The sequence below is a fragment of the Pseudomonas sp. BNK-44-b genome (assembly GCF_047456245.1).
GTDB lineage: Bacteria > Pseudomonadota > Gammaproteobacteria > Pseudomonadales > Pseudomonadaceae > Aquipseudomonas > Aquipseudomonas machongensis.
In genome coordinates this window covers 807,526-832,907 of the sequence record NZ_CP179908.1, presented here as the reverse complement: position 1 = coordinate 832,907, position 25,382 = coordinate 807,526, and the positions used below count along the sequence as shown (strand labels likewise).

Sequence of the window (25,382 nt, the reverse complement as noted above, 5' to 3'; positions counted from 1 at the left end):
CATGAACCAAGCACCCTTGACTGTCCTGATCGTCGAAGACGACCCCCACGTGCTGCTCGGTTGCCAGCAGGCGCTGGCGCTCGAGGATATCGCTTGCGAAGGCGTCGGCAGCGCCGAACAGGCCCTGGAGCGGATCGGTGACGATTTCGCCGGGATCGTCGTCAGCGACATTCGCCTGCCGGGCATCGACGGCCTGGAGCTGCTCAATCGCCTCAAGGCCCGCGACCGCAGCCTGCCGGTGGTGCTGATCACCGGCCACGGCGACATCGACATGGCCGTCGGCGCCATGCGCAACGGCGCCTACGACTTCATGGAGAAGCCGTTCTCGCCAGAGCGACTGGTGGACGTGGTACGCCGGGCGCTGGAGCAACGCGGCCTGTCGCGTGAAGTGGTCGCCCTGCGCCGGCAACTGGCCGGTCACAGCTCGCTGGAAGGGCGGATCATCGGCCGCTCGCCTGCCATGCAGAACCTGCGCGAACTGATCGCCAACGTCGCCGACACCTCGGCCAACGTCCTGATCGAAGGCGAGACCGGCACGGGCAAGGAACTGGTCGCCCGTTGCCTGCACGATTTCAGCCGGCGCCAGACAGCCCCCTTCGTGGCCTTGAACTGCGGCGGCCTGCCGGAAAATCTGTTCGAGAGCGAAATCTTCGGCCATGAAGCCAACGCGTTCACCGGCGCGGGCAAACGGCGGATCGGCAAGATCGAGCATGCCAATGGCGGGACACTGTTCCTCGATGAAGTCGAGAGCATGCCGATCAACCTGCAGATCAAGCTGCTGCGCGTCTTGCAGGAGCGCACTCTCGAGCGCCTGGGCTCGAACCAGAGCATCCCGGTGGACTGCCGGGTGATCGCTGCCACCAAGTCGGACCTGGACGCCATGGGCCAGGCCGGGCAGTTCCGCAGCGACCTGTACTATCGCCTCAACGTGGTTACCCTCGAGTTGCCGCCGTTGCGCGAACGCCGCGAGGACGTACTGCAGTTGTTCGAGCATTTCCTGCAGCAATCGGCGCTACGCTTCGACCGCGAAGTTCCCGAGCTGGACAGCCAGACATTGTCGCGGCTCATGGCTCATGACTGGCCGGGCAATGTGCGCGAGCTGCGCAACGTCGCCGAGCGCTATGCGCTGGGCTTGCCGGCGTTCAAGAAGGCCGGTGGCAGTGCAAGCCAGGGGCTGGGCTTTGCCGAGGCGGTGGAAGCGTTCGAACGCAACCTGCTCAGTGATGCCTTGCAGCGCACTGGCGGCAACCTCAGCCAGGCCAGCCAGGAGCTGGGCATGGCCAAGACGACGTTGTTCGACAAGGTGAAGAAGTACGGGTTGGGCTGACAGGGCTCAGCGCCACCCGACTCAAAGCCCTGCCAGGTGCGTCGCATCCTGACGATGCGCCTTCAGGTAGGGCAGCACCGCCGCCAGCAACGGCGCCTTGAACGGCTCCTGGAAGCGGTGCGCCAACCCTGGAATCAAGCGTAACTGGCTGCCCTGGATGTGCGCCGCCAAGTGCACCCCATGCATCACCGGGAGCAGCGGGTCGGCCGTGCCATGCACGACCAGCGTAGGCACACGCAACTGGTTGAGCAGCGCCACCCGGCTCGGTTCCGCCAGGATCGCCATGATCTGGCGCTTGACCCCCTCCGGGTTGAACGCCCGGTCATAGGCCAACGCCGCCTGCTGCAACAGCACCGCGCGATCATCGTGCACCGTCGGGCTGCCCAGAGCCGCCAGCAGGTCGGCCTGCTGCTCCAGCGCCACTTCACGGCTTGGTGCACTGCGCCGCGCCAGCAACTGCACCAACGCAGGATTCGGCGCCGGCAAGCCTTCGGCACCGGAGCTGGACATGACCAGCGTCAGGCTGCGCACACGCTGCGGCGCCATGGCTGCCAGGTGCTGGGCGATCATCCCGCCCATGCTGACCCCCAATACATGGAACTGCTCGATCCCGAGCTCATCCATCAGGTGCAGACCGTCACCGGCCATGTCAGTCAGGCTGTAGGGCGCCGCCACTGGCAGGCCAAGCTTGTAGCGCAGCAACTCGACGGTGAGGTTGGCCGAAGCCGGTGCCTGGTTCCAGCGCGACAGGCCGACATCGCGGTTGTCATACCGGATGACCCGAAAACCCTGGCGACACAAGGCCTCGACCACATCATCCGGCCAGTGGATCAATTGCCCGCCCAGGCCCATGACCAGCAGCAGTGCCGGATCCCCCGGCGCACCAACGCTCTGGTAGACCAGGCTCAACTCACCCAGCTCGGCTCGCTGCACCGGCACATGGGCATCGCACCGGCCGGCGGCGAAACCTGTCGGCGCCCCGCACAACAAAAGAAAGAAGATCAGAAAAACCCGCATGGAAGGAAACACCAGAATGCAAATCCCCAGTAGAGCGCGAGTCTGATGAAATCCCTTCGGTGGCGCTGCCACAGTTGCGTGACAGTTTGATTAATGTCGCCGAACGGTCATCTGCAGGGTGCTGTCGACAGGCACAGCAACATGAGAGAAACTCAACCCAATCGATCTTTTACCAAGTGTTTCTCCCGGAGTTGCAAGTGCTGGAAATCCGTCACCTGAAAACCCTTCATGCCCTGCGCGAAGCCGACAGCCTGGTGGAGGCCGCCGAGCGCCTGCATCTGACCCAGTCGGCGCTGTCGCACCAGTTCAAGGAGCTGGAAGAGCGCCTGGGGATGCAACTGTTCGTGCGCAAGACCAAGCCGATCCGCTTCACCAGTGCCGGCCTGCGCCTGCTGCAACTGGCCGACGCCACCCTGCCGCTGCTGCGTGGCGCCGAACGCGACATCGCTCGCCTCGCCGGCGGCACCGCGGGCCGCCTGCACATGGCCATCGAGTGCCACAGCTGCTTCCAGTGGCTGATGCCGACCATCGACCAGTTCCGCGATGCCTGGCCGGAGGTCGAGCTGGACCTGGCCTCGGGCTTTGCCTTCGCTCCCTTGCCTGCGCTGGCCCGGGGCGATCTCGACCTGGTGGTGACCTCCGACCCGCTGGACCTGGCGGGCATCACCTACGTGCCGCTGTTCACCTACGAAGCCATGCTTGCGGTGGCCAACCAGCACGCGCTGGCGAGCAAGCCCTACATCGTTCCGGACGACCTGGCCGATCAGACCCTCATCACCTACCCGGTGGAGCGTGATCGCCTGGACATCTTCACCCGCTTCCTCGAGCCGGCCGATATCGAACCGGCTGCGGTGCGCACCTCGGAGCTGACAGTGATGATGATGCAGCTGGTCGCCAGCGGTCGCGGGGTGTGCGGCATGCCGCACTGGGCATTGCACGAGTACAGCTCGCGTGGCTACGTGAAGGGCAAGCGCCTGGGCGAGAAAGGCCTGTTCGCCACGCTCTATGCCGCAGTGCGCACCGACATGCTCGATGCGCCGTACATGCGTGATTTCCTGCTGACCGCCAAGGATACCTCGTTCGCCACCCTCGACGGTGTCAGCGCGGTGCGCTGATGCCTTCACGCCACAGCGGCAGGATCAGGTCGCGGGTCAAGGGTGCCAGTGCCAGGGTTGGCGCCTGATCGGCCGCCAGCCAGTGCACTTCCTCGATTTCCGCGGCGGGGATCACCGCCTCGGCGCATTCGACGCGAAACAGCTCGGCCTGTACTTCAAAACCTGGCTCGTTGGCCGCCGGCGCGCTGAAACGGCCAAGGTGCACGGCCTGCTCGGGGTCGATGCGCACGCCCAGCTCTTCGTGCAGCTCGCGCACCAGCGCCTGGACCGGCGTTTCACCGGCATCGATCTTGCCACCCGGTTGCATGAAGGCCTGGGTGCCGCGCTTGCGTACCAGCAAGGTACGGCCCGCCGGGTCGATGAGCAGGGCGGCGGCGATGTGGATAGTCTTGGTCATGGGGTATTCCTGGACAGAGGCTGGCGAGGATACCTGATGCAGCGCACTCTGAGCGGGTTTACCGGGGTAAACGCCGACTCTGCCCGAAGCCGGACGAACGGCCCCTTGCCAACCCCCTCGCCAAACGCCATAAACACTGCATGAACCTGCCCGCACAGCAGCACCCGGTGCTCGACCTGTTCCACCCCGCCGTCGGCACCTGGTTCCGGCAACGCTTCGCCACCGTCACCGACGCCCAGGCCCGCGCCTGGCCGCTGATCCACGCCGGCCAGTCGATGCTGCTGGCCGCTCCGACCGGCTCGGGCAAGACCCTCAGCGCCTTTCTCGCAGTGCTCGACGAACTGTTTCGCCAAGGTCTGGAGCACGACGGCGAGCTGCCCGCGCAAACCCAGGTGATCTACGTTTCACCGCTCAAGGCGTTGTCCAACGACATTCGCCTCAATCTCCAGGCGCCTCTCGAAGGCATCGCCCAGGCACTTGCCGAGCAAGGCCTGAAAGCACCACACATCACCACCGCCGTGCGCACCGGCGATACACCGCAAAAAGACCGCGCAGCCATGCGCAAACGCGCACCGCACATCCTGGTGACAACCCCTGAGTCGCTGTACGTACTGCTGGGTTCGGCCTCGGGTCGTGCCGGGCTGAACCAGGTGCACACGGTGATCGTCGACGAGATTCACGCCCTGGCCGGCAACAAGCGCGGCTGCCACCTGGCACTGACCCTGGAGCGCCTGCAAGCCCTGTGCGGCCGATCGTTGCGCCGCATCGGCCTGTCGGCCACGCAGCGCCCGGTCGAGCGGGTGGCGCAGTTCCTGGTCGGGCATCAGCGGCCCTGCGCCATCGTCGATGTCGGCCACAGCCGCGAGCGCGACCTGGCCATCGAGGTGCCGCCCGTGCCGCTGGGCGCGGTGATGGCCACGGATGTCTGGGAACTGCTCTACGACCGACTCGCTGCCCTGTCCCGCGAACACCGCACCACGCTGGTGTTCGTCAACACCCGGCGCCTGGCCGAACGCCTGACCCGGCACCTGAGCGAGCGCCTGGGCCAGGACGCTGTCGCCGCCCACCATGGCAGCCTGGCCAAGGAGCATCGCCTGTCAGCCGAACAGCGCCTGAAGGCTGGTGGTCTGCGGATGCTGGTAGCCACCGCGTCGTTGGAGCTGGGCATCGATATCGGCGATGTCGACCTGGTGTGCCAGATAGCCTCGCCCGGCTCCATTGCCGCCTTCCTGCAACGCGTCGGCCGCTCGGGACACCAGGTCGATGGCATTCCCAAGGGCCGACTGTTCCCTACCTCGCGTGACGACCTAATCGAATGCGTGGCCCTGCTCGACTGCGTGCGCCGGGGCGAGCTGGACCTGCTGCACATCCCCAACGCGCCACTGGATGTACTGGCCCAGCAGATCATCGCCGAAGTCAGCAACCAGCCTTGGCCAGAGCAGGCGTTGTTCGACTGCCTGCGCGCCGCGATGCCCTATGCAGGGCTTGATCAGGCGCATTACCAGGCCCTGCTGCAGATGCTCGCCGAGGGTTACAACGGCCGCCAGGGTGTACGCAGCGCCTACCTGCATCGCGACGCAGTGAATGCCACCCTGCGTGGACGTCGCGGCAGCCAGCTCGCTGCCCTGACCAGCGGCGGTACCATCCCCGAGACTGCCGACTACAGCGTGCTGCTCGAACCCCAGGCACTGAACATCGGCAGCGTCAATGAAGACTTCGCGGTGGAAAGCATCGCCGGCGATATCTTCCAGCTGGGCAACGCCTCCTATCGCATCCTGCGGGTGGAGCCCGGGCGGGTACGGGTCGAGGATGCCCATGGCCTGCCGCCGACCATCCCCTTCTGGCTCGGTGAAGCGCCGGGGCGCAGTGACGAATTGTCCACCGCAGTCGCGCGCCTGCAGGCACGTCTCGATGAGCAGCTGCAGCAGCATGCAGGCGACCAGTCCCGCGTGCTGCAGTGGCTGAAAGCCGACTATGTGCTGGACGACGACAGCGCCAGCCAGTTGCTCGACTACCTGGGTCGTACCCAGCAAGTGCTGGGCGCCCTGCCGTCGCAGCAGACACTGGTGATGGAGCGCTTTTTCGACGAGTCCGGCGGCACCCAACTGATCATCCACTCCCCCTACGGCAGCCGCATCAACCGCGCCTGGGGCCTGGCCCTGCGCAAACGCTTCTGCCGCACCTTCAATTTCGAATTGCAGGCGGCGGCCAGCGAAGATGCGATCGTGCTGTCGCTGTCCACCAGCCACAGCTTCGACCTCGATGAAGTGTGGCGCTACCTGTCGAGCCGCACCGCCGAGCAGGTGCTGGTCCAGGCACTGCTCGACGCGCCTCTGTTTGGTGTGCGTTGGCGCTGGAACGCGGCCGTGGCGATGGCCCTGCCGCGCTTCATCGGAGGGCGCAAGGTAGCGCCGCAGATCCAGCGGATGAAGAGCGAAGACCTGGTCGCCACAGTGTTCCCCGACCAGATCGCCTGCCTTGAAAACATCGTCGGCGAGCGCCAGATTCCCGACCATCCGCTGGTGCAACAGACCCTCGACGATTGTCTGCACGACGCCATGGACAGCGAGGGCTGGCTGGCACTGCTGCGGCGCATGGAAAGCGGCGAGGTGCGCCTGCTCAGCCGCGACCTGCCCGCCCCCTCACCGCTGGCCGCGGCCATCCTCAATGCTCGTCCCTATGCATTTCTCGACGATGCACCGCTGGAGGAGCGCCGTACCCAAGCGGTGCTCAACCGGCGCTGGAACGAGGTAAGCAGCGGCGACGACCTCGGCGCGCTGGATGCCGATGCGATCAGTGCGGTCGCGGATGAAGCCTGGCCAAGACCGCTCAACCTCGACGAAATGCACGAGGCGCTGATGAGCCTGGGCACGATCACGCAAGCCGAGGTGCAAGCCAACGATGGCTGGGCAGCCCTGCTCGGGCAGTTGGCAGACGCTGGCCGTGCCTGCCGTCTGGACACCTGCGGCCAGCCGCTGTGGCTGGCTCGCGAGCGCCTGAGGTCGATGGCCACGCTGTACCCCGACGCTTCGCTCGCCCCTGCCCTGCAGCCCTTGCCCGGCTTCGACCAGGTCGTCGATGCGGATAGCGCCCTGAGCGATCTGCTGCGTGGCCGCCTGAGCGCCTTCGGCCCACTCACCCTGGCGCAGATCGCCACGCCATTGAGCCGCAGCGAGAGCGACGTCGAACAAGCGTTGGCGCGGCTGGAGCGCGAAGGCTATGTCTTGCGCGGACACTTCAGCCCAGGCCAGCCGCCGCTGCAATGGTGCGAGCGTCACCTGCTGGCACGCATTCACCGCTATACCGTCAAGCGCCTGCGCCGGGAGATCGAACCGGTCAGCCTGCAGGATTTCATGCGTTTTCAGTTCGACTGGCAGCACCTGAGCCAGGAGGAACGCCTGCGCGGGCCGCAGGCGGTAGCGCAGGTGCTCGGACAGCTCGAGGGCTTCCCCTGCGCCGCCGGGGCCTGGGAAGCGGAGCTGTTGCCTGCGCGGATCAAGGACTACAGCCCGCACTGGCTTGACGACGCCTGTCGCAGTGGTCAGTGGGCCTGGACGCGGCTGGCCGCCACGGTGTCGAGCAGTACCCTGTCGAGCACGCCGCTGGTGCTTCTGCCGCGCGAACACCTCGCCCTGTGGCGCAGCCTGGCCAGCATCCCGTCGCCCGAGGCGCTCGGCGCACGGGCACAGCGCGTGCACCAGGCTTTGCAGGCCCATGGCGCGCTGTTCTTCGACGAACTGGCCGAGCAAGCCCGCCTGCTGCCCAGCGAGCTGGAAAACGCCCTGCAGGAACTGGTCGGCTCGGGGCTGGCGGCCGCCGACAGCTTCAGCGGTCTGCGCAGCCTGATAACGCCGGCCAAACGTTCGTCACGCAATAGCCGCCGCGGTCATCCACCGCTGTCCAGCAGCATGGTGCAGGCCGGTCGCTGGGCGCTGCTGCGGCGCAGCACTGGCGAACAGGACAGCGACCAGCGCCTGGAACATATAGCCCGCAGCCTGTTGCGTCGTTATGGGGTGATCTGCTGGCGCCTGCTGGAGCGCGAAAGCGCAGCACTACCGCCATGGCGCGAACTCCTGCGCTGCTATCACCGGCTGGAGGCACGTGGGGAAATCCGTGGCGGGCGGTTCATTGCCGGGCTGGCCGGCGGACAGTTCGCCCTGCCCGAAGCCGTGGGGTTATTGCGCCAGGTGCGGCGGCGGGAAGTGGACGGGGCGCTGGTAGTGGTCAGCGCCAGCGATCCATTGAACCTGGTCGGCACCCTGCTGCCAGGTAGCAAGCTACCGGCTGTGGGGGGCAACCGCCTGCTGTATCGCGACGGCGTGCCGGTGGCCGTGCGGATCGCGGGCAGCTACCGGTTTCTGATCGAGGGACCGGCCGAGGAACAGCAAACCTGGCGCCAGCGCCTGTTGCGCGACAACTGAGCGCACCTAAGCCTTCGCGGCAAACCCTGCAAAACGCTTGTTGAACCCGGCCACTCGCCCTTCGACAGTCGTTTTGCGCTGCTGCCCGGTGTAGACCGGGTGCGATGCACTGGACACATCCAGCGCCACGTAGGGATAGGTCTGGCCGTCGCTGTGAACCTGGGTGCGATCAGTTTCCACGGTCGATCCGATCAGAAAGAACACATCCGCCGCCGTGTCGTGGAACAGCACGGGACGATATTCGGGATGGATACCTGCTTTCATGAAAATCACCTCGGTCATAAATTGATACTTTATAACATACTACATTGAGAATGATTTTCGATACTCGAAATTTCATTTTTCCTCGCCTTTCGTCCGCTGGCCATTTGTCACCCGACCGGGCTATGGTCGGGGTTTGCCCAGGCCCCTGAGCCTGATTGACCGAAGCATTCGCAAGGATTTTCGCATGAGTCTGTCACTCCTCAGCCGTTACGCCGTGTTCGCCGCCTGCGTGCTGTTCACCTTGGCCAGCCTTCCCTTCCTGCACCACGAATGGCTGTGGCCCTTCACCCTGACCACCGCCGTGCTCAGCCTGATCGGCCTGTTCGACCTGCTGCAGAAACGCCATGCGGTACGCCGCAACTACCCGATTCTGGGCAATATTCGCTACCTGGTCGAAGGCATTCGCCCGGAGATCCGCCAGTACCTGCTCGAATCCGACAGCGATGCCCTGCCCTTCTCCCGCGCCCAGCGCTCGCTGGTGTACGCCCGCGCCAAGAACGAGGCCTCCGACAAACCCTTCGGCACCCTGATCGATGTGTATGAGTCGGGCTTCGAGTTCATCGGCCACTCCATGCGCCCCGCACCACTGGCCGACCCGACAGGTTTCCGCATCACCGTCGGCGGGCCGCAGTGCAGCCAGCCTTACTCGGCATCGATCTTCAACATCTCGGCCATGAGCTTCGGTTCGCTCAGTGCCAACGCCATCCGCGCCCTCAACGAAGGTGCCCGGCTCGGCAACTTCGCCCATGACACCGGCGAAGGCAGCATCAGCCCCTACCACCGCGAGCACGGTGGCGACCTGGTCTGGGAACTGGGCAGCGGCTATTTCGGCTGCCGTACCGCGGACGGACGCTTCGACCCCGCGCGCTTCGCCGAGCAGGCCGCCAACCCACAGGTGCGGATGATCGAAATCAAGATGAGCCAGGGCGCCAAGCCCGGCCACGGCGGCATCCTGCCCAAGCACAAGGTGACCCAGGAAATCGCCGACACCCGCGGCATCGTCATGGGCGAGGACTGCATCTCGCCGTCTCGCCACAGCGCGTTCTCCACGCCCATCGAGATGATGCAGTTCATCGCCCAGTTGCGTGAGCTGTCCGGCGGCAAGCCGGTGGGCTTCAAGTTCTGCCTGGGCCATCCGTGGGAATTCATGGGCATCGCCAAGGCCATGCTGGAAACCGGCATCCTGCCCGACTTCATCGTCGTCGACGGCAAGGAGGGCGGTACCGGCGCCGCGCCCGTGGAGTTCACCGACCACATCGGCGTACCCCTGCGCGAGGGCTTGCTGTTCGTGCACAACACCCTGGTTGGCCTGAACCTGCGCGACAAGATCAAGCTCGGCGCCAGTGGCAAGATCGTCAGTGCCTTCGACATCGCCAGCGTGCTGGCTATCGGCGCCGACTGGGCCAACTCTGCACGCGGCTTCATGTTCGCCATCGGTTGCATCCAGTCGCAGAGCTGCCACACCAACAAGTGCCCGACCGGCGTTGCTACCCAGGACGCCCTGCGCCAGCGCGCACTGGTGGTGCCCGACAAGGCCCAGCGGGTGCTCAACTTCCACCACAACACCCTGCGCGCCCTGGCCGAAATGCTGGCCGCTGCAGGCCTCGAGCACCCCGCGCAACTGGAGGCCAAGCACCTGGTGCGGCGTATTTCCGCCACCGAGATCAAGCTGTTCTCGCAGATGCACGTGTTCCTCAAGCCCGGCGAACTGCTGACCGGCGAGGTGGACGGGCAGTTCTACTCGCGGATGTGGCAGTTGGCGCGCGCCGACAGTTTCGAGCCGCACAGCGAAGCCGCGGCCTGATCCGGGTACACCGTTCGTCGCCCTCACAATTTTTTCACCAAGTCCGGCCAGCGTCTAAGCTTCAGACAAGCAAGACGAAAATACTTGGCCGGACTGAACTCTATGGGCGCACTGTGGCAATCGGAACAGACCAGAACGGAAGCACCCGAAACACCTCTGGCCGAGCCACCACAGCCGAAGCCACCTCGTCAGCGTCGGTTGTGGTGGCGACTGATCATCCTGATCGTGCTGGTGGCCATGGTGGCGGTGGGCTTTGCCGTCTATGACGAGGTGCAGAGCTCCGACCTGCAATCGCGTGAATTCAGCCGCCTGGCCAGTACCCTCACCTACTCGCTGGAGCGCGGACCGAGCGACGCGATCGTCTACCCAGGCGACGGCCCCTTCGACAAACGCCTGGGCTACAGCGCCCTGGGCCAGTTCCTGCCGCGTCTGCTCAAGCGCGACTACCTGATCAGCGAGCAGGTGCGTTTCTCCCCGGCACTGATGCGCTATGTCGACCACGGCCTGTTCGTGCCCTACGTCGAGAAGATCCAGGCCGGCCTGTCGATCACCGACTGCCGCGGCGACACCCTCTACCAGTATCACTACCCCCAGCACCTGTACGACGACTTCGCCTCGATCCCACCGGTGATCGTCAACAGCCTGCTGTTCATCGAGAACCGCGACCTGCTCGACAGCAAGGACCCGCAGAACAACCCGGCGGTAGACTGGCCACGCTTCGCCAAGGCTGCCTACAGCCAGGTCGCCAAGTACCTGGCCCTGCCCGGCCAGTCGGCGGGCGGCAGCACCCTGGCCACACAACTGGAAAAATACCGGCACTCGCCGGACGGCCTGACGGTCAATGGCGCCGAGAAGATCCGCCAGATGATTTCTGCCAGCGTGCGCGCCTACCAGGGCGGGCCTGACACCACCGAGGCGCGCCAGCGCATCGTGCGCGACTACCTGAACAGCGTGCCGCTCTCGGCGGTACCCGGGCACGGTGAAGTGCACGGCATGGCCGAAGGGCTGCGGGTCTGGTACGGCGCCGACTTCGCCGAGGTGAACAAGGCGCTCACCTCGACGGAAACCGACGCCCAGAGCATGGCCGCTCGTGGCCTGGCCCTGCGTGAAGTGCTGTCATTGATGATTGCCCAGCGCCGACCTTCGCACTACCTGTCCAAAGGCCGCGTCGAGCTGGCCGAGCTCACCGACTCGCATATCCGCGTGCTCGCTGCCAACGGCATCATCGATCGCCCGCTGGCGGATGCCGCGCTGGCCAGCAAGGCGGTGTACCGCGACTGGGTGGCCCAGCCGACCATCGTGCCGATCATCACCAACAAGGGCATCAGCCTGGCCCGTAACCGCCTGGCAGCCATGCTCAACCGCCCGCTGTACGACCTCGATCGCCTCGACCTCTCCGCCACCAGCACCCTGCAAGCCGACTTGCAGACCCAGGTCAGCCAGTACCTGAAGAACCTCGCCGCCCCCGAGTTCGCCGCGCAGATGGGCCTGATCGGCGAGCGCCTGCTGACCAGCAAGACCACCGACCAGGTCAGCTACAGCTTCACCCTGTTCGAGCGCACCGCCGACGGCTCGCGGGTTCGGGTGCAGACCGACAGCACCAACCAACCGTTCGACATTAACGAGGGCAGCAAGCTGGAACTGGGCTCGACCGCCAAGCTGCGAGTGCTGACCACGTACCTTGAAATCGTCGCCGAGCTGCACGACAAGTACGCCGGCAAGCCGGTAGCCGAGCTCAAGAAAGTGGAGGTAGCCGACCTGGACCGCATCACCCAGTGGTCACTGGAATGGCTGATGCTGAACAGCAAGAACCAGAACCTCGACGCCATGCTCGACGCCGCGCTGGAGCGCAAGTACTCGGCCAATACCGGCGAGGCATTTTTCACCGGTGGTGGCATGCACGTGTTCAACAACTTCCGCAAGGAGGACAACGGCCGCAACCCGACCCTCAAGGACGCATTGCGCGAGTCGATCAACCTGCCGTTCATCCGCCTGATGCGCGACCTGGTGCGCTACGTCACCTACCAGCAACCCTACAACCGCGAACCACTGCTCAAGGATGACGCCGACCCGCGCCGCCAGGAGTACCTGGCGCGCTTCGCCGACCGCGAGGGCACCAATTACCTGATGCGCTTCTGGCGCAAGTACCAGCGCAAGACCTCCCAGCAACGCCTGGACACCTTCCTCGACAGCATGCGCGTCACCCCCCAGCGCCTGGCGGCGGTGCACCGCTACCTGTTCCCCGAGGCCGGCCAGGAAACCTTCAACGCCTTCGTCCGCGCGCACAGCGCCAAGGACAAGGCCGCCATGGCCAAGCTCAACGACGGCCGCCTTTCTGAAATGTACGCCGCCTACGGTCCAGGCAAGTACGACTTGCCCGATCAGGGTTTCATCGCCAAGGTCCACCCTCTGGACCTGTGGCTGCTCGGCTACCTGCTGAAAAACCCTGGCGCCACCCCCACCGAGATGGTCAACGCCAGTCGCTTCGAGCGTCAGGAGGTGTACAGCTGGTTGTTCAAGAGCCGTCACCAGGGCGCCCGTGACAGCCGCATCCGCACCATGGTCGAAATCGAGGCGTTTCTCGACATCCACCAGCGCTGGAAGCGCGTCGGCTACCCCTTCGATCACCTGGTACCGTCACTGGCCACGGCCATTGGCAGCTCGGGCGACCGCCCTGCGGCGCTGTCCGAACTGGTAGGCATCATCCAGAACGATGGCGTACGCCTGCCGACCCTGCGCATCGACACCTTGCACTTCGCGGCCGGCACCCCCTATGAAACCAAGCTGATCAGCGACCCCGACCGCGGCCAACGAATCCTCAAGTTGGAAGTGGCGCGGGCCCTGAAAGGCGCGATGTCGCAGGTGGTCGATGCCGGTACCGCGCGGCGTATTTCCGGCAGCTTCAAGCTGCACGACGGTACCTTGCTGGTGATGGGTGGCAAGACCGGGACGGGTGACAACCGCCTGCAGAGCTACGGCGCCGGCGGACGGCTGATCGGCTCACGCTCGCTGAACCGCACTGCCACCTTCGTGTTCTTCCTCGGCGACAACCACTTCGGCACGCTCACCGCCTTCGTGCCGGGACGCACGGCGGAGTCGTTCAAGTTCACCTCGGCCCTGCCCGTGCAGGTACTCAAGGGTATGGCGCCGATTCTCATGCCATACCTGGAGCCGGGAAACCCCAATGAATGCAAGGCGCCGCAACTGGCGATGCACTGACAGGCAAGGCACCCATCAAAAAACCAGATGATAATCATCTGCATTTGAAGCCTTGTGTTTAGATATATCTTGAGTAATATCTTGCGATATATCGAAACACAAGGAGCCTGCACCCCATGCGTGACCACGCCCCCCATGATCCTTTCGAGCGCCGCCCCGGTCGCGGTGAGCGCGGCCCGCGGGTGTTCGCCCCTGGCGATCTGAAACTGCTGATGCTGTCGATGCTCGCCGAGCAACCCGGCCACGGCTATGACCTGATTCGTCAGATCGAAGGGCTATTCGATGGCAGCTACAGCCCCAGCCCCGGGGTGATCTACCCGACCCTCAACTTTCTCGAGGAAGCCGAGCTGATCAGTGGCCAGATTCAGGGCAGCAAGCGCCTCTATGTCATCACCGAAGTCGGTCGCCAATCACTCGCCGAACAAGCCGTCGCCCTCGACGGCGTACGCATGCGCATCGAGTTGAGCAAGCGCGCCTTGCGCGGACATGACCGTCCACCAGAGATCAACGAGGCAGTCGGCAATCTGCGCCATGCCCTGCACATGCACAGCGGTCGCTGGACACCCGAGGAAATCGAGCGGGTGCGCGGCCTGCTCAACGACACGGCCAGGGCCATCGCAGGCGGGCCGACCGATTCCGTTCAGGAGAAAACCCCATGAGCGACACCATTCATCGCGTCAACCACGAGATCCGCCAACGCCGTCTGCAGGTGCTGCGGGTCACCGACCTGACCCCGCGCATGCGCCGTATCACCCTGGGCGGTGCGGAACTGGCAGGCTTCACCAGCTTGGGCACGGACGACCACGTCAAGGTGCTGTTCGGCTGCACGCCCGAGGAGCAACAAGCGATCGACGCCCGCAACCTGGGCCGCGACGGCGGCGTACGGCCGACAATGCGCGAGTACACGCCGCGGCGCATCGACCTGGACGCCCTGGAGCTGGACATCGACTTCGTCCTGCATGGCGACGGCCCTGCCTCGACCTGGGCTGCCCAGGCCGCGCCGGGCCAGCACCTCGATATCGTCGGCCCACGCGCGTCGATGGTGGTGCCGGACATCTTCGACAGCTACCTGCTGATCGGCGACGAAACCGCCATCCCCGCGATTGCCCGACGGCTCGAGGAGATGCCGGCCGGACGCCAGGTGCTGGCGGTCATCCAGATCGAGGATGAACAGGAGCGCCAGCCGCTGCCGAGCAAGGCGCAGGTGGAGGTCATCTGGGTACGTCGGCAGGCAGAGGACCTGCTCGGCCTGGTGAAAAACCTGACGTTGCCGCAGGGCCGGCTGTATGGCTGGGTAGCGCTGGAGAAGGGCCTGACCCGGCAGGCCAAGGCTTTGCTGCTGGAAAAGGGCGTTGCCGAGGATGCGCTCAAGGCAGCGGCTTACTGGCGCGCAGAGGGCAGTGCGGATGATGAGTAGCCAGTAAGACCGATGCGGCCCTGTCGCGGGACGAGTCGCAGCGACTCGTCCCGACTCATCCCTTCACCCGCCCCCACCACCGATCCACCCCGATCACCAGCAACCCGATCCCCCAGAACCCCGCCAACACCGCCAGTGCATTGATCAGCACCCGCCCATACCCCAGGCTCGCCACATCGACGAAGGGATAGGGGTAGACCCCGATCTCATGCCCCCGCCACAAGGTGAACAGGAAATACACCAGCGGGTACAGGCTCCAGGCGCCCAGGTGCCATAGCCGCAAGCGCCCCTTGGGCACCGCCAGGCACCAGTACAGCACGAACACCAGCGGCATCACGTCGTGCAACAGTTCGTCGGCCAGCCACTGCCAACCCTCGGGTTGCCACAGGTGCCGAAGCAGCAGGCTGTAGGCCACTGCCACCAGCACGATACTGACCAGCACACCGGAGCTCACCGCCGGCGTCAGGAACCAGCGCCGCGCCGCCGTCCCACGGCCGAACGCCGCATGGCTCAGTACCGTGGCCACCAGGGTGTTGCTCAGCACGGTGAAATAGCCGAACAGATTGACCATGCCACCGATCAAGCTGGCCTGCTCCTGCCAGCGCGCCAGCAGCACCAGATACAACTGCACCGCCAACCCCGTCCAGCCGAGCAGCGCGGCCAGGGTCAGCCAGGGACGCGGCACCCTCAAGCCTTGCGTGACAGCTTGATGTACAGCTGCTCGACCTTTTCCCGCGCCCAGGGCGTCTTGCGCAGGAAGGTCAGGCTCGACTTGATGCTCGGGTCGCTCTTGAAGCAGCGGATGTCGATGCGCTCGGCCAGCCCCTGCCATTGGTAGTGGGCCACCAGCTCGGTGAGGATCTGCTCCAGCGTCTTGCCGTGCAGTGCGTTGTGTTGGGCCGTGCTCATGCAGTGCTCCCGCGTTGAAAGATGCGCACCTTACACGAGTGTAGTGGGCCGGTGTGCAAGGATGCGGACCGCCTGCGCTCCCAGCCCGGGCCAGAGCCTTCCACAGCACAAACCCCTGGCCAGACAGGAAACCTCTGTGATGAAATAGCAATGTTATATTGTATCTATTCGTATCTTCACTATAAATATCTGCCAAGGAACGTCACACGCTCATGTTGTCCAAGTCCCTGCGCCTCTCTCCCCTCGCTGTCGCCTTGTGGCTGGCGTCATCGCCCAGCCAGGCGGTGGAGCTCGAACCCCAGGTGATCACCGCCAACCCGCTCGGCAACCGCCAGCTCGCCGCCCCAAGCACCGTGCTCGAAGGCGATGACCTGCTGCAACAGCAGCACGGCAGCCTCGGTGAAACCCTCAACAAACAGCCCGGTGTCGCCTCTACCTGGTTCGGTCCAGGCGCCAGTCGCCCGGTGATCCGCGGCCTGGATGGCGACCGCATCCGCATCCTGCGCAATGGCGTCGGTGCCCTGGATGCCTCGTCATTGTCCTATGACCACGCCGTGCCGCTGGACCCGGTCACCGTCGAACGCGTCGAGATCGTCCGTGGCCCGGCTGCGCTGCTTTACGGCGGCAACGCCATCGGTGGTGTAGTCAACACCTTCGACAACCGCATTCCCGACTCGCCTATCGAAGGCATCCATGGCGCAGGCGAGCTGCGCTATGGCGGCGCCGACACCACGCGCAGCAGCGCCGGCAAGCTCGAAGCCGGTGACGGCAATTTCGCCCTGCACCTGGACGCCAACAGCCGTCAGTTCAACGACCTGCGCATCCCCGGCTATGCACGCAGCGCGAAGGTGCGCGACGCCGACGAACCCGGCAGCAAGCATCGCCTGGAAAACAGCGACGGCCGCCAGGACGGCGGCGCCATCGGTGGTTCCTACCATTGGGACCATGGCTATGCAGGCCTGTCCTATAGCCGCTACGACAGCAACTACGGCTCGGTGGCCGAGCCCGGCGTGCGCCTGGACATGCAACAGGACCACTACGCCTTCGCCTCGGAACTGCGCGACCTCGAAGGACCGTTCAGTTCGGTCAAGGTCGACGCCGGCTACACCGACTACCAACACCGCGAGATCGAAGAGGGCGAGGTCCACACCACCTTCAAGAACAAAGGCTATGAGGCGCGCATCGAAGCCCGCCACCAGCCCATCGGCCCCGTCGAAGGGGTGATCGGCGCCCAGGTCAGTCGCAACGAGTTCTCGGCGTTGGGTGAAGAAGCCTTCGTGCCGCACACCGACACCGACAGCCTGGCGCTGTTCATGCTCGAGCAATGGCAGGCCACCGAACGCCTGAACCTGAGCCTCGGCGCCCGCCTGGAGCACACCCGCATCGACCCGGATGCCAAGGGCAACGAGAACTTCGTCGGTGCCGACAAATCGACCAGCTTCAATGCCGCAAGCCTGTCATCGGGCGCGGTGTACCAGCTCGATCCGGTCTGGGCACTGGCGGCGAGCCTGGCCTACACCGAGCGCGCACCGACCTTCTACGAGCTATATGCCAACGGCGCACACGTCGCCACCGGCGCCTATGAAGTCGGCGATCCGAACCTGAACAAGGAGAAGGCAATTTCCGGCGACCTGGCACTGCGCTTCGACAACGGCACGCACAAGGGCAGTGTCGGCGTGTTCTACAGCCACTTTCGCAACTACATCGGCCTGATCGGCAGCGGTAATCTGCGTGAAGGGCATGACCATGGTGACGACGACCATGACCATGATCATGACCACGACGACGGCGGGATTCCCGAGTACCTTTATCAGGGCGTGCGTGCGCGCTTCTATGGTATCGAGGCCCAGGATCGCTGGAAGCTGCTGGAGAACCGCTACGGCAGCTTCGCCCTGGAGCTGTCCGGCGACTATACCCGCGCCAAGAACCTCGACACCGGCGAGCCACTGCCACGCATCGCCCCGCTGCGGGTGGGCACCGGCCTGCTGTGGGAGCTGGATCGCTGGCAGGCGCGCGTGGACGTGCAACACGCCGCCTCGCAGCACCGCAAGCCGGACAACGAACACGGGACCGACGGCTACACCACCCTCGGCGCCAGCGTCGGCTATCGCTTCGACATTGGCCAGAGCCAGTGGCTGGCGTTCGTACGTGGCGAGAACCTGACCGACCAGACCGTGCGCTACGCCAGTTCCATCCTGCGCGATATCGCGCCGGCACCGGGACGTAGTGTCGAAGTCGGGCTGCGCACCAGCTTCTGACCTGCGTGCAGGGGCAACTGTCTTGTTCAAAATCTGAAGGCCAGCCCAATCCGTGTAGGAGCGGGCTTGCCCGCGAACACGGGCGTAGCCCGTGCCAGGCAGCGCGGTGTTTTTTCGCGGGCCAGCCCGCTCCTGCACGAACTGCACCCACTATTACGTCTGCGACAACAATCCCCTGCGACATTTTGTCTTTTTTTCTTACAACTTCCCCTATATCCTCCGCACCGCAAGCTGAAACGCTTCACTCATAAATCCCTCAGCCGTTTCCATCGAAGCGTTCGCTCCTCGATGCGCTTGCGTTTTTCTCAATAATCAAAAGACAGCGCTATCTCATGCTTCAACTGCCGAGGAATCCATACCCGGGCCTCGCCCTCACCGCCCTGCTCAGCGGCTTTTCGCCCAGCGCCAGCGCCGACGCGCCCTTCGCCAATGACTCACCCTGGATGTTCGGTGACTGGGGCGGTACCCGCACCGCACTCCAGGCGCAGGGCTACGACTTTACCTTCGGCTACACCGGCGAAATGGGCAGTAACCTGCACGGCGGTTTCGATCACGATCGCACCGCACGCTATAGCGACCAGTTCACCCTGGGCGCCCATCTGGACCTGCAAAAGATCCTCGGCTGGCACGACAGCGAATTCCAGCTGACGGTCACCGAACGCCACGGCCAGAACATCAGCAACGACCGGATCAACGACCCGCGCGTGGGAGGTTTCACCTCCGCCCAGGAAGTCTGGGGCCGCGGCGAAACCTGGCGCCTGACACAAATGTGGATCAAGCAGAAATACTTCGATGGCGCACTGGACGTGAAGGTCGGCCGCTTCGGTGAAGGCGAGGACTTCAACAGCTTCCCCTGCGACTTCCAGAACCTGGCGTTCTGTGGCTCGCAGGTGGGCAACTGGGTGGGTGGCATCTGGTACAACTGGCCGGTCAGCCAGTGGGCGCTGCGGGTGAAGTACAACCTCGCTGACGACCTATACGCGCAGGTCGGCGTCTTCGAACAGAATCCCTCCAACCTTGAATCCGGCAATGGCTTCAAGCTCAGTGGCAGCGGTACGCAAGGTGCGCTGATGCCGATCGAACTGGTGTGGACCCCAAGGGTCAATGGTCTGAAAGGGGAATATCGCGCCGGCTACTACTACAGTAATGCCAAGGCACAGGATGTTTACAAGGACGGCAACGGCCAACCGGCGACCTTGAGCGGCCAGGCTTACCGCAGCAGCGCCAGCAAGCATGGTCTCTGGCTCGGCGCCCAGCAGCAGGTGACCTCTCGCGCCTCGGACGCCTCGCGCGGGCTGAGCCTGTTCGCCAATGCAACGATGCATGACAAGAAGACCAATGCCATCGACAACTATGTTCAGGCAGGTGTGGTGTACAAGGGGCCCTTCGATGCCCGCGCCAAGGACGACATCGGTTTCGCCCTCGCCCGCGTGCACGTCAACCCCGCCTACCGCAAGAACGCGCGCCTGGCCAACCAGGCCAACGCTGTCGTCGACTACGACAATCCCGGCTTCCTGCCCGTCCAGGACACCGAATACAGCGCCGAACTCTACTACGGCATTCACCTGGCGGACTGGCTCACCGTGCGTCCTAACCTGCAGTACATCCGCCATCCGGGCGGGGTGTCGCAGGTCGATGACGCGCTGATCGGCGGCCTGAAGATCCAGAGCAGTTTCTGAACCCAACCTTGAACGAACGGAGAACATGCGATGAGCACTGACGGTGCCAAGAATGGAACCCGCTGGCTACCGCGCCTCGTAGGCGTGCTGCTGTTGCTGATGGGCCTGGCCCTGATCGCAGGCGGTATCAAGCTGAGCCAGCTGGGCGGATCCCTTTACTACCTGATCGGCGGGATCGGCTTTGCCCTTTCGGGCATCCTCCTGATCGCCCTGCGCCGCATCGGCCTTGGCCTGTATGGCCTGGTGCTGCTGGCCAGCACCGCCTGGGCGCTGTGGGAAGTGGGCCTGGACTGGTGGCAACTGGTGCCACGCCTGGCCATCTGGTTCGCCCTTGGCGTGGTCCTGCTGCTGCCCTGGGCGCGCCGCCCGCTGCTTGGGCCTGCCTCGAAGGTCAACGGCGCCCTGCTGGCCGCCGCCGTAGTCGCCTCCGGCGCAACCGCGGTCGGTAGCCAGTTCACCCATCCCGGGGAGATCTTCGGCGAATTGGGGCGTGACAGCAGCGAAATGGCCAGCGCAGCGCCTTCCATGCCGGACGGCGAATGGCAGGCCTACGGGCGCACCGAACACGGCGACCGCTACTCGCCCCTGCGCCAGATCACTCCGCAGAACGCTTATCGCCTGGAAGAAGCCTGGCGCATTCGCACCGGCGACCTGCCGACCGAAAACGACCCGGTCGAACTGACCAACGAGAACACCCCACTCAAGGCCAACGGCATGCTCTATGCCTGCACCGCGCACAGCAAGGTGCTGGCCCTGGACCCGGACACCGGTGCCGAAATCTGGCGCTTCGACCCGCAGGTCAAGAGCCCGGTCAAGACCTTCAAGGGCTTCGCCCACATGACCTGCCGCGGCGTTTCGTACTATGACGAGAACCGCTACGTCAGCCGTGACGGCAGCCCTGCGCCGAAGATCTCCGATGCCGGCCAGGTCGTTGCCCAGACCTGCCCACGACGCCTCTACCTGCCCACTGCCGATGCCCGCCTGATCGCGATCAACGCCGACAACGGCAAGGTCTGCGAAGGCTTCGCCAACCAGGGTGCGATCGACCTGACCACCGGCATCGGCCCATTCACCGCCGGCGGCTACTACTCCACCTCGCCAGCGGCGATCACCCGTGACCTGGTGATCATCGGAGGGCATGTCACCGACAACGAGTCGACCAACGAACCGTCCGGCGTGATCCGCGCCTACGACGTGCACGACGGCCGCCTGGTGTGGAACTGGGACAGCAATAACCCCGACGACACCAAGCCGCTGGCGCCGGGCAAGACCTACAGCCGCAACTCGGCGAACATGTGGTCGCTGGCCAGCGTCGATGAAGACCTGGGCATGATCTACCTGCCGTTGGGCAACCAGACCCCTGACCAATGGGGCGCCGACCGCACCCCAGGCGCCGAGAAGTACAGCGCTGGCGTGGTCGCCCTGGACCTGGCCACCGGCAAGGCACGCTGGAACTACCAGTTCACCCACCACGATCTGTGGGACATGGACGTGGGCAGCCAGCCCACCCTGGTGCACCTGAAGACCGACGATGGCGTGAAGCCTGCGGTCATCGTGCCGACCAAGCAGGGCAGCCTGTACGTGCTCGACCGTCGTGACGGCACCCCGATCGTGCCGATCCGCGAGATCCCGGTACCGCAAGGCGCGGTCAAGGGCGATCACACGGCGCCGACCCAGGCCCGCTCCGACCTCAACCTGCTCGGCCCCGAGCTGACCGAACAGGCCATGTGGGGCGCCACGCCATTCGACCAGATGCTGTGCCGCATCCAGTTCCGCGAGCTGCGCTACGAAGGCCAGTACACCCCGCCGTCCGAGCAGGGCTCACTGGTGTATCCCGGCAACGTCGGCGTGTTCAACTGGGGCAGCGTGTCGGTCGACCCGGTGCGTCAGTTGCTGTTCACCTCGCCGAACTACATGGCGTTCGTGTCGAAGATGATCCCGCGCGAGCAGGTAGCCGAAGGCAGCAAGCGCGAAAGCGAGACCAGCGGCGTGCAGCCGAACACCGGCGCCCCGTATGCCGTGACCATGCACCCGTTCATGTCGCCATTGGGCGTGCCGTGCCAGGCACCGGCCTGGGGTTATGTGGCCGCTATCGACCTGTTCACCAACAAGGTGGTGTGGAAACGCAAGAACGGCACCACCCGTGACAGCACCCCTGTACCGATCGGCTTGCCGGTGGGTGTACCAAGCATGGGTGGCTCGATCGTCACCGCCGGTGGCGTGGGCTTCCTCAGCGGCACCCTGGACCAGTACCTGCGCGCCTATGACGTGCACAACGGCAAGGAACTGTGGAGCGCTCGCCTGCCAGCCGGTGGCCAGGCCACGCCAATGACCTACACGGGCAAGGACGGCAAGCAGTATGTGCTGATCGTGGCCGGAGGACATGGCTCGCTAGGCACCAAGATGGGCGACTACATCATCGCTTACAAACTGGCTGAGTAAGCCTCGACTGCGGCGGTGGCCACACCGCCGCCTTCGCGGGCAGGCCCGCGAGCGGCACGGCACCGGCCGGCAAAGATGAAAGCCTCCCCCTCCTGCCTTCGTCTACCATTGAAACCCATCCCTCCCCGCCCCATCTAAGCACCATAGTCATTCACGCAGGTGCCCCATGAGCGACCAGCAGGATTTCCCCGAACACCCCGACGCACACAGCGAAATCGAACACCTCGAGGCCAAGGCCGAGACCAGCCGCGCCCTTGCCCTGCCCGGCCAGCAACTGCCGGACAAGGTCTATGTGATCCCGATCCACAACCGCCCGTTCTTCCCCGCGCAAGTGCTGCCGGTGATTGTCAACGAGGAACCCTGGGCCGAAACCCTCGACCTGGTCGCCAAGACCGATCATCATTCCCTGGCCCTGTTCTTCATGGACACGCCGCCCGAAGACCACCGCCACTTCGACACCAAGGCGTTGCCGGAGTACGGCACCCTGGTCAAGGTGCACCATGCCAGCCGCGAGAACGGCAAGCTGCAGTTCGTCGCCCAGGGCCTGACCCGCGTACGCATCCGCACCTGGCTCAAGCACCATCGACCACCCTACCTGGTCGAAGTCGAGTACCCGCACCAGCCCGCGCAGCCCACCGACGAGGTCAAGGCCTACGGCATGGCCCTGATCAATGCGATCAAGGAACTGTTGCCGCTCAATCCGCTGTACAGCGAAGAGCTGAAGAACTATCTCAACCGCTTCAGCCCCAACGACCCCTCGCCCCTCACCGACTTCGCCGCTGCCCTGACCTCTGCCACCGGCAACCAGTTGCAGGAAGTGCTCGACTGCGTCCCCATGCTCAAGCGCATGGAGAAGGTCCTGCCGATGCTGCGCAAGGAAGTGGAGGTTGCGCGGTTGCAGAACGAGATTTCCGCCGAAGTGAACCGGCAGATCGGCGAGCATCAGCGCGAGTTCTTCCTCAAGGAACAGCTCAAGGTCATCCAGCAGGAGCTGGGCCTGACCAAGGACGACCGCAGCGCCGACCTCGAACAGTTCGAACAGCGCCTGCAAGGCAAGACCCTGCCCGAGCAGGCTAAAAAGCGCATCGACGAGGAAATGGGCAAGCTGGCGATCCTCGAAACCGGCTCGCCGGAATACGCTGTGACCCGCAACTACCTCGAATGGGCCACCGCGCTGCCCTGGGGGGTATACGGCCAGGACAAGCTCGACCTCAAGCACGCACGCAAAGTGCTCGACCAGCACCACGCCGGGCTTGACGATATCAAGGAGCGCATCCTCGAGTTCCTCGCCGTCGGTGCCTGGAAAGGCGAGATCAGCGGCTCGATCGTACTGCTGGTCGGCCCGCCGGGTGTTGGCAAGACCAGCATCGGCAAATCCATCGCCGAATCCCTGGGGCGCCCCTTCTACCGCTTCAGTGTCGGCGGCATGCGCGACGAAGCCGAGATCAAGGGTCACCGCCGTACCTACATCGGCGCCCAACCCGGCAAACTGGTACAGGCGCTGAAGGATGTCGAGGTGATGAACCCGGTGATCATGCTCGACGAGATCGACAAGATGGGCCAGAGCTACCAGGGCGACCCCGCCTCGGCACTGCTCGAAACCCTGGATCCGGAGCAGAACGTCGACTTCCTCGACCACTACCTGGACCTGCGTCTGGACCTGTCGAAGGTGCTGTTCGTCTGCACTGCCAACACCTTGGATTCGATCCCCGGCCCGCTGCTCGACCGCATGGAAGTGATTCGCCTGTCGGGCTATATCACCGAAGAGAAGCTGGCCATTGCCAAACGCCACCTGTGGCCCAAGCAGCTGGACAAGGCTGGCGTTGCCAAGACCAGCCTGAGCATCAGCGACAGCGCCCTGCGCCTGGTGATCGAAGGCTACGCCCGCGAGGCTGGCGTGCGTCAACTGGAGAAACAGCTCGGCAAGCTGGTGCGCAAGGCAGTGGTCAAGCTACTGGAGAACCCGGATGCCAAGCTCAAGATCGGCACCAAGGACCTCGAGGCAGCACTGGGCATGCCGGTGTTCCGCAGCGAGCAAGTACTGGCGGGCAAGGGCGTGATCACAGGCCTTGCCTGGACCAGTATGGGTGGCGCCACCCTACCGATCGAGGCAACACGCATTCATACGCTCAACCGCGGCTTCAAGCTCACCGGCAAGCTGGGGGACGTGATGAAGGAGTCCGCAGAGATCGCCTACAGCTACGTCAGCGCAAACCTCAAGCAGTACGGCGGCGACCCAGGCTTCTTCAACGAAGCGTTCATCCACCTGCACGTACCCGAAGGCGCCACGCCCAAGGACGGCCCCAGCGCTGGCGTGACCATGGCCAGCGCCCTGCTGTCACTGGCGCGCGACCAGGCACCGAAAAAAGGCGTGGCGATGACGGGTGAACTGACGCTGACCGGGCAGGTGCTACCGATTGGCGGGGTACGCGAGAAGGTGATCGCCGCCAAGCGGCAGAAGATCTTCGAGCTGATCCTGCCGGAGGCGAACCGTGGGGACTTCGAGGAACTGCCCGACTACCTGCGCGAAGGGCTGACGGTGCATTTCGCCAAGCGCTTTGCCGACGTGGCGAAAGTGTTGTTCTGATAAACACAGGGCTCCGAGGGGCCATCGCAGGGCAAGCCCGCGATGGCCCCTCAGAGCCCACATACACAAGCGCATCGGTTATCCTCAGGCCATCGTCCGCCTCAGGAGCCACCATGACCCTCTCCCGCCTGCTGCTCCCCTTGAGTCTCAGCTTGCTCGCTGCCTGCGCGCAGCAACCGCGGCAAACCGTCGAGCTGGATGCCGACAGCGAATGTCCGAAGCGCCTGCAAGTCGGTCAGACTCTATCGCTGTCGCTGGCCAGCAACCCTTCCACCGGCTATCGCTGGACGCTCAAGGACCCAGCCTCAAGCGTACTACGCAGCCTGGGGGCAGAGGTCTACAGCACTCCGGAAGAGGCCGGTGTCTTCGGCAGTGCAGGCCTGTCAAACTGGCGCTTCCAGGCCAAGGCCGAGGGTACTGCCACGCTGGCCCTGATCTACCAACAACCCTGGGCCCCTGAAGTCGCGCCCGTACAAACCTTCGAGTGCCAGATAACCGTACGTTGAAACCTGGAGCGATGCATGCG

Annotated in this window: 17 protein-coding genes; 12 read left to right on the top strand and 5 right to left on the bottom strand. The window is 64.7% G+C overall.

The features are described 5' to 3' along the window. Nucleotide 1 precedes the first annotated feature (1 nt). A complete protein-coding gene (locus ACMGGG_RS04020) occupies nucleotides 2-1,327 on the top strand; it encodes a sigma-54-dependent transcriptional regulator (RefSeq protein ID WP_054891808.1) in 1,326 nt (441 codons plus the stop codon). 21 nt (nucleotides 1,328-1,348) lie between these two features. On the opposite strand, the gene ACMGGG_RS04015 is transcribed toward ACMGGG_RS04020, so the two are convergent. After that, a complete protein-coding gene (locus ACMGGG_RS04015; protein WP_054891809.1) occupies nucleotides 1,349-2,344 on the bottom strand; it encodes an alpha/beta fold hydrolase in 996 nt (331 codons plus the stop codon). Nucleotides 2,345-2,541: 197 nt separating this feature from the next. Here ACMGGG_RS04015 and metR point away from each other — a divergent pair, with 197 nt between their 5' ends. Then, nucleotides 2,542-3,459, top strand: a complete 918-nt coding sequence (gene metR, locus ACMGGG_RS04010; protein WP_054891810.1) for a transcriptional regulator MetR — start codon at nucleotides 2,542-2,544, stop codon at nucleotides 3,457-3,459. On the opposite strand, the gene ACMGGG_RS04005 is transcribed toward metR, so the two are convergent. Continuing rightward, the gene (locus ACMGGG_RS04005) at nucleotides 3,443-3,856 is read right to left on the bottom strand and encodes an NUDIX hydrolase (RefSeq protein WP_054891811.1); all 414 of its coding nucleotides are present in this window, start codon (nucleotides 3,854-3,856) and stop codon (nucleotides 3,443-3,445) included. The genes metR and ACMGGG_RS04005 overlap by 17 nt on opposite strands. Before the next feature lie 140 nt (nucleotides 3,857-3,996). Between ACMGGG_RS04005 and ACMGGG_RS04000 the strand changes: the two genes are divergently transcribed. Beyond that, nucleotides 3,997-8,277, top strand: a complete 4,281-nt coding sequence (locus ACMGGG_RS04000) for a DEAD/DEAH box helicase (RefSeq protein ID WP_414154908.1) — start codon at nucleotides 3,997-3,999, stop codon at nucleotides 8,275-8,277. A gap of 6 nt (nucleotides 8,278-8,283) precedes the next feature. On the opposite strand, the gene ACMGGG_RS03995 is transcribed toward ACMGGG_RS04000, so the two are convergent. Next, the gene (locus ACMGGG_RS03995) at nucleotides 8,284-8,541 is read right to left on the bottom strand and encodes a type B 50S ribosomal protein L31 (protein WP_063546663.1); all 258 of its coding nucleotides are present in this window, start codon (nucleotides 8,539-8,541) and stop codon (nucleotides 8,284-8,286) included. Nucleotides 8,542-8,725: 184 nt separating this feature from the next. Here ACMGGG_RS03995 and ACMGGG_RS03990 point away from each other — a divergent pair, with 184 nt between their 5' ends. The 4 genes from ACMGGG_RS03990 (at nucleotide 8,726) to ACMGGG_RS03975 (ending at nucleotide 14,981) form a co-directional block, all read left to right on the top strand. Then, the gene (locus tag ACMGGG_RS03990; RefSeq protein ID WP_125930579.1) at nucleotides 8,726-10,345 is read left to right on the top strand and encodes an FMN-binding glutamate synthase family protein; all 1,620 of its coding nucleotides are present in this window, start codon (nucleotides 8,726-8,728) and stop codon (nucleotides 10,343-10,345) included. A gap of 102 nt (nucleotides 10,346-10,447) precedes the next feature. Further along, the gene (locus tag ACMGGG_RS03985; protein WP_414154907.1) at nucleotides 10,448-13,564 is read left to right on the top strand and encodes a transglycosylase domain-containing protein; all 3,117 of its coding nucleotides are present in this window, start codon (nucleotides 10,448-10,450) and stop codon (nucleotides 13,562-13,564) included. A gap of 116 nt (nucleotides 13,565-13,680) precedes the next feature. Next, nucleotides 13,681-14,223, top strand: a complete 543-nt coding sequence (locus ACMGGG_RS03980; RefSeq protein ID WP_063543412.1) for a PadR family transcriptional regulator — start codon at nucleotides 13,681-13,683, stop codon at nucleotides 14,221-14,223. Beyond that, on the top strand, nucleotides 14,220-14,981 hold the full coding sequence (locus ACMGGG_RS03975) for a siderophore-interacting protein (RefSeq protein WP_414154906.1): 762 nt from the start codon (nucleotides 14,220-14,222) through the stop codon (nucleotides 14,979-14,981). The genes ACMGGG_RS03980 and ACMGGG_RS03975 overlap by 4 nt, the downstream gene beginning before the upstream one ends. A 55-nt stretch (nucleotides 14,982-15,036) precedes the next feature. Here ACMGGG_RS03975 and ACMGGG_RS03970 read toward each other — a convergent pair whose 3' ends face one another. Beyond that, entirely contained in the window at nucleotides 15,037-15,666 is a 630-nt protein-coding gene (locus ACMGGG_RS03970; protein ID WP_153773999.1) for a Pr6Pr family membrane protein, read from the bottom strand. 2 nt (nucleotides 15,667-15,668) lie between these two features. Continuing rightward, complete coding sequence (locus ACMGGG_RS03965) at nucleotides 15,669-15,890, bottom strand: VF530 family DNA-binding protein (protein ID WP_063543406.1); 222 nt, start codon at nucleotides 15,888-15,890, stop codon at nucleotides 15,669-15,671. 212 nt (nucleotides 15,891-16,102) lie between these two features. Here ACMGGG_RS03965 and ACMGGG_RS03960 point away from each other — a divergent pair, with 212 nt between their 5' ends. The 5 genes from ACMGGG_RS03960 (at nucleotide 16,103) to ACMGGG_RS03940 (ending at nucleotide 25,362) form a co-directional block, all read left to right on the top strand. Then, complete coding sequence (locus ACMGGG_RS03960) at nucleotides 16,103-18,148, top strand: TonB-dependent receptor (protein WP_063543404.1); 2,046 nt, start codon at nucleotides 16,103-16,105, stop codon at nucleotides 18,146-18,148. A gap of 332 nt (nucleotides 18,149-18,480) precedes the next feature. After that, nucleotides 18,481-19,827, top strand: a complete 1,347-nt coding sequence (locus ACMGGG_RS03955) for a carbohydrate porin (protein WP_414154905.1) — start codon at nucleotides 18,481-18,483, stop codon at nucleotides 19,825-19,827. Nucleotides 19,828-19,857: 30 nt separating this feature from the next. Next, the gene (locus ACMGGG_RS03950) at nucleotides 19,858-22,269 is read left to right on the top strand and encodes a glucose/quinate/shikimate family membrane-bound PQQ-dependent dehydrogenase (RefSeq protein WP_112897595.1); all 2,412 of its coding nucleotides are present in this window, start codon (nucleotides 19,858-19,860) and stop codon (nucleotides 22,267-22,269) included. Between the two features lie 166 nt (nucleotides 22,270-22,435). Then, on the top strand, nucleotides 22,436-24,856 hold the full coding sequence (gene lon, locus ACMGGG_RS03945) for an endopeptidase La (RefSeq protein WP_063543398.1): 2,421 nt from the start codon (nucleotides 22,436-22,438) through the stop codon (nucleotides 24,854-24,856). Nucleotides 24,857-24,969: 113 nt separating this feature from the next. Next, nucleotides 24,970-25,362, top strand: coding sequence for a protease inhibitor I42 family protein (locus tag ACMGGG_RS03940; RefSeq protein WP_414154904.1), 393 nt, complete (start codon nucleotides 24,970-24,972; stop codon nucleotides 25,360-25,362). Nucleotides 25,363-25,382: the final 20 nt, after the last annotated feature.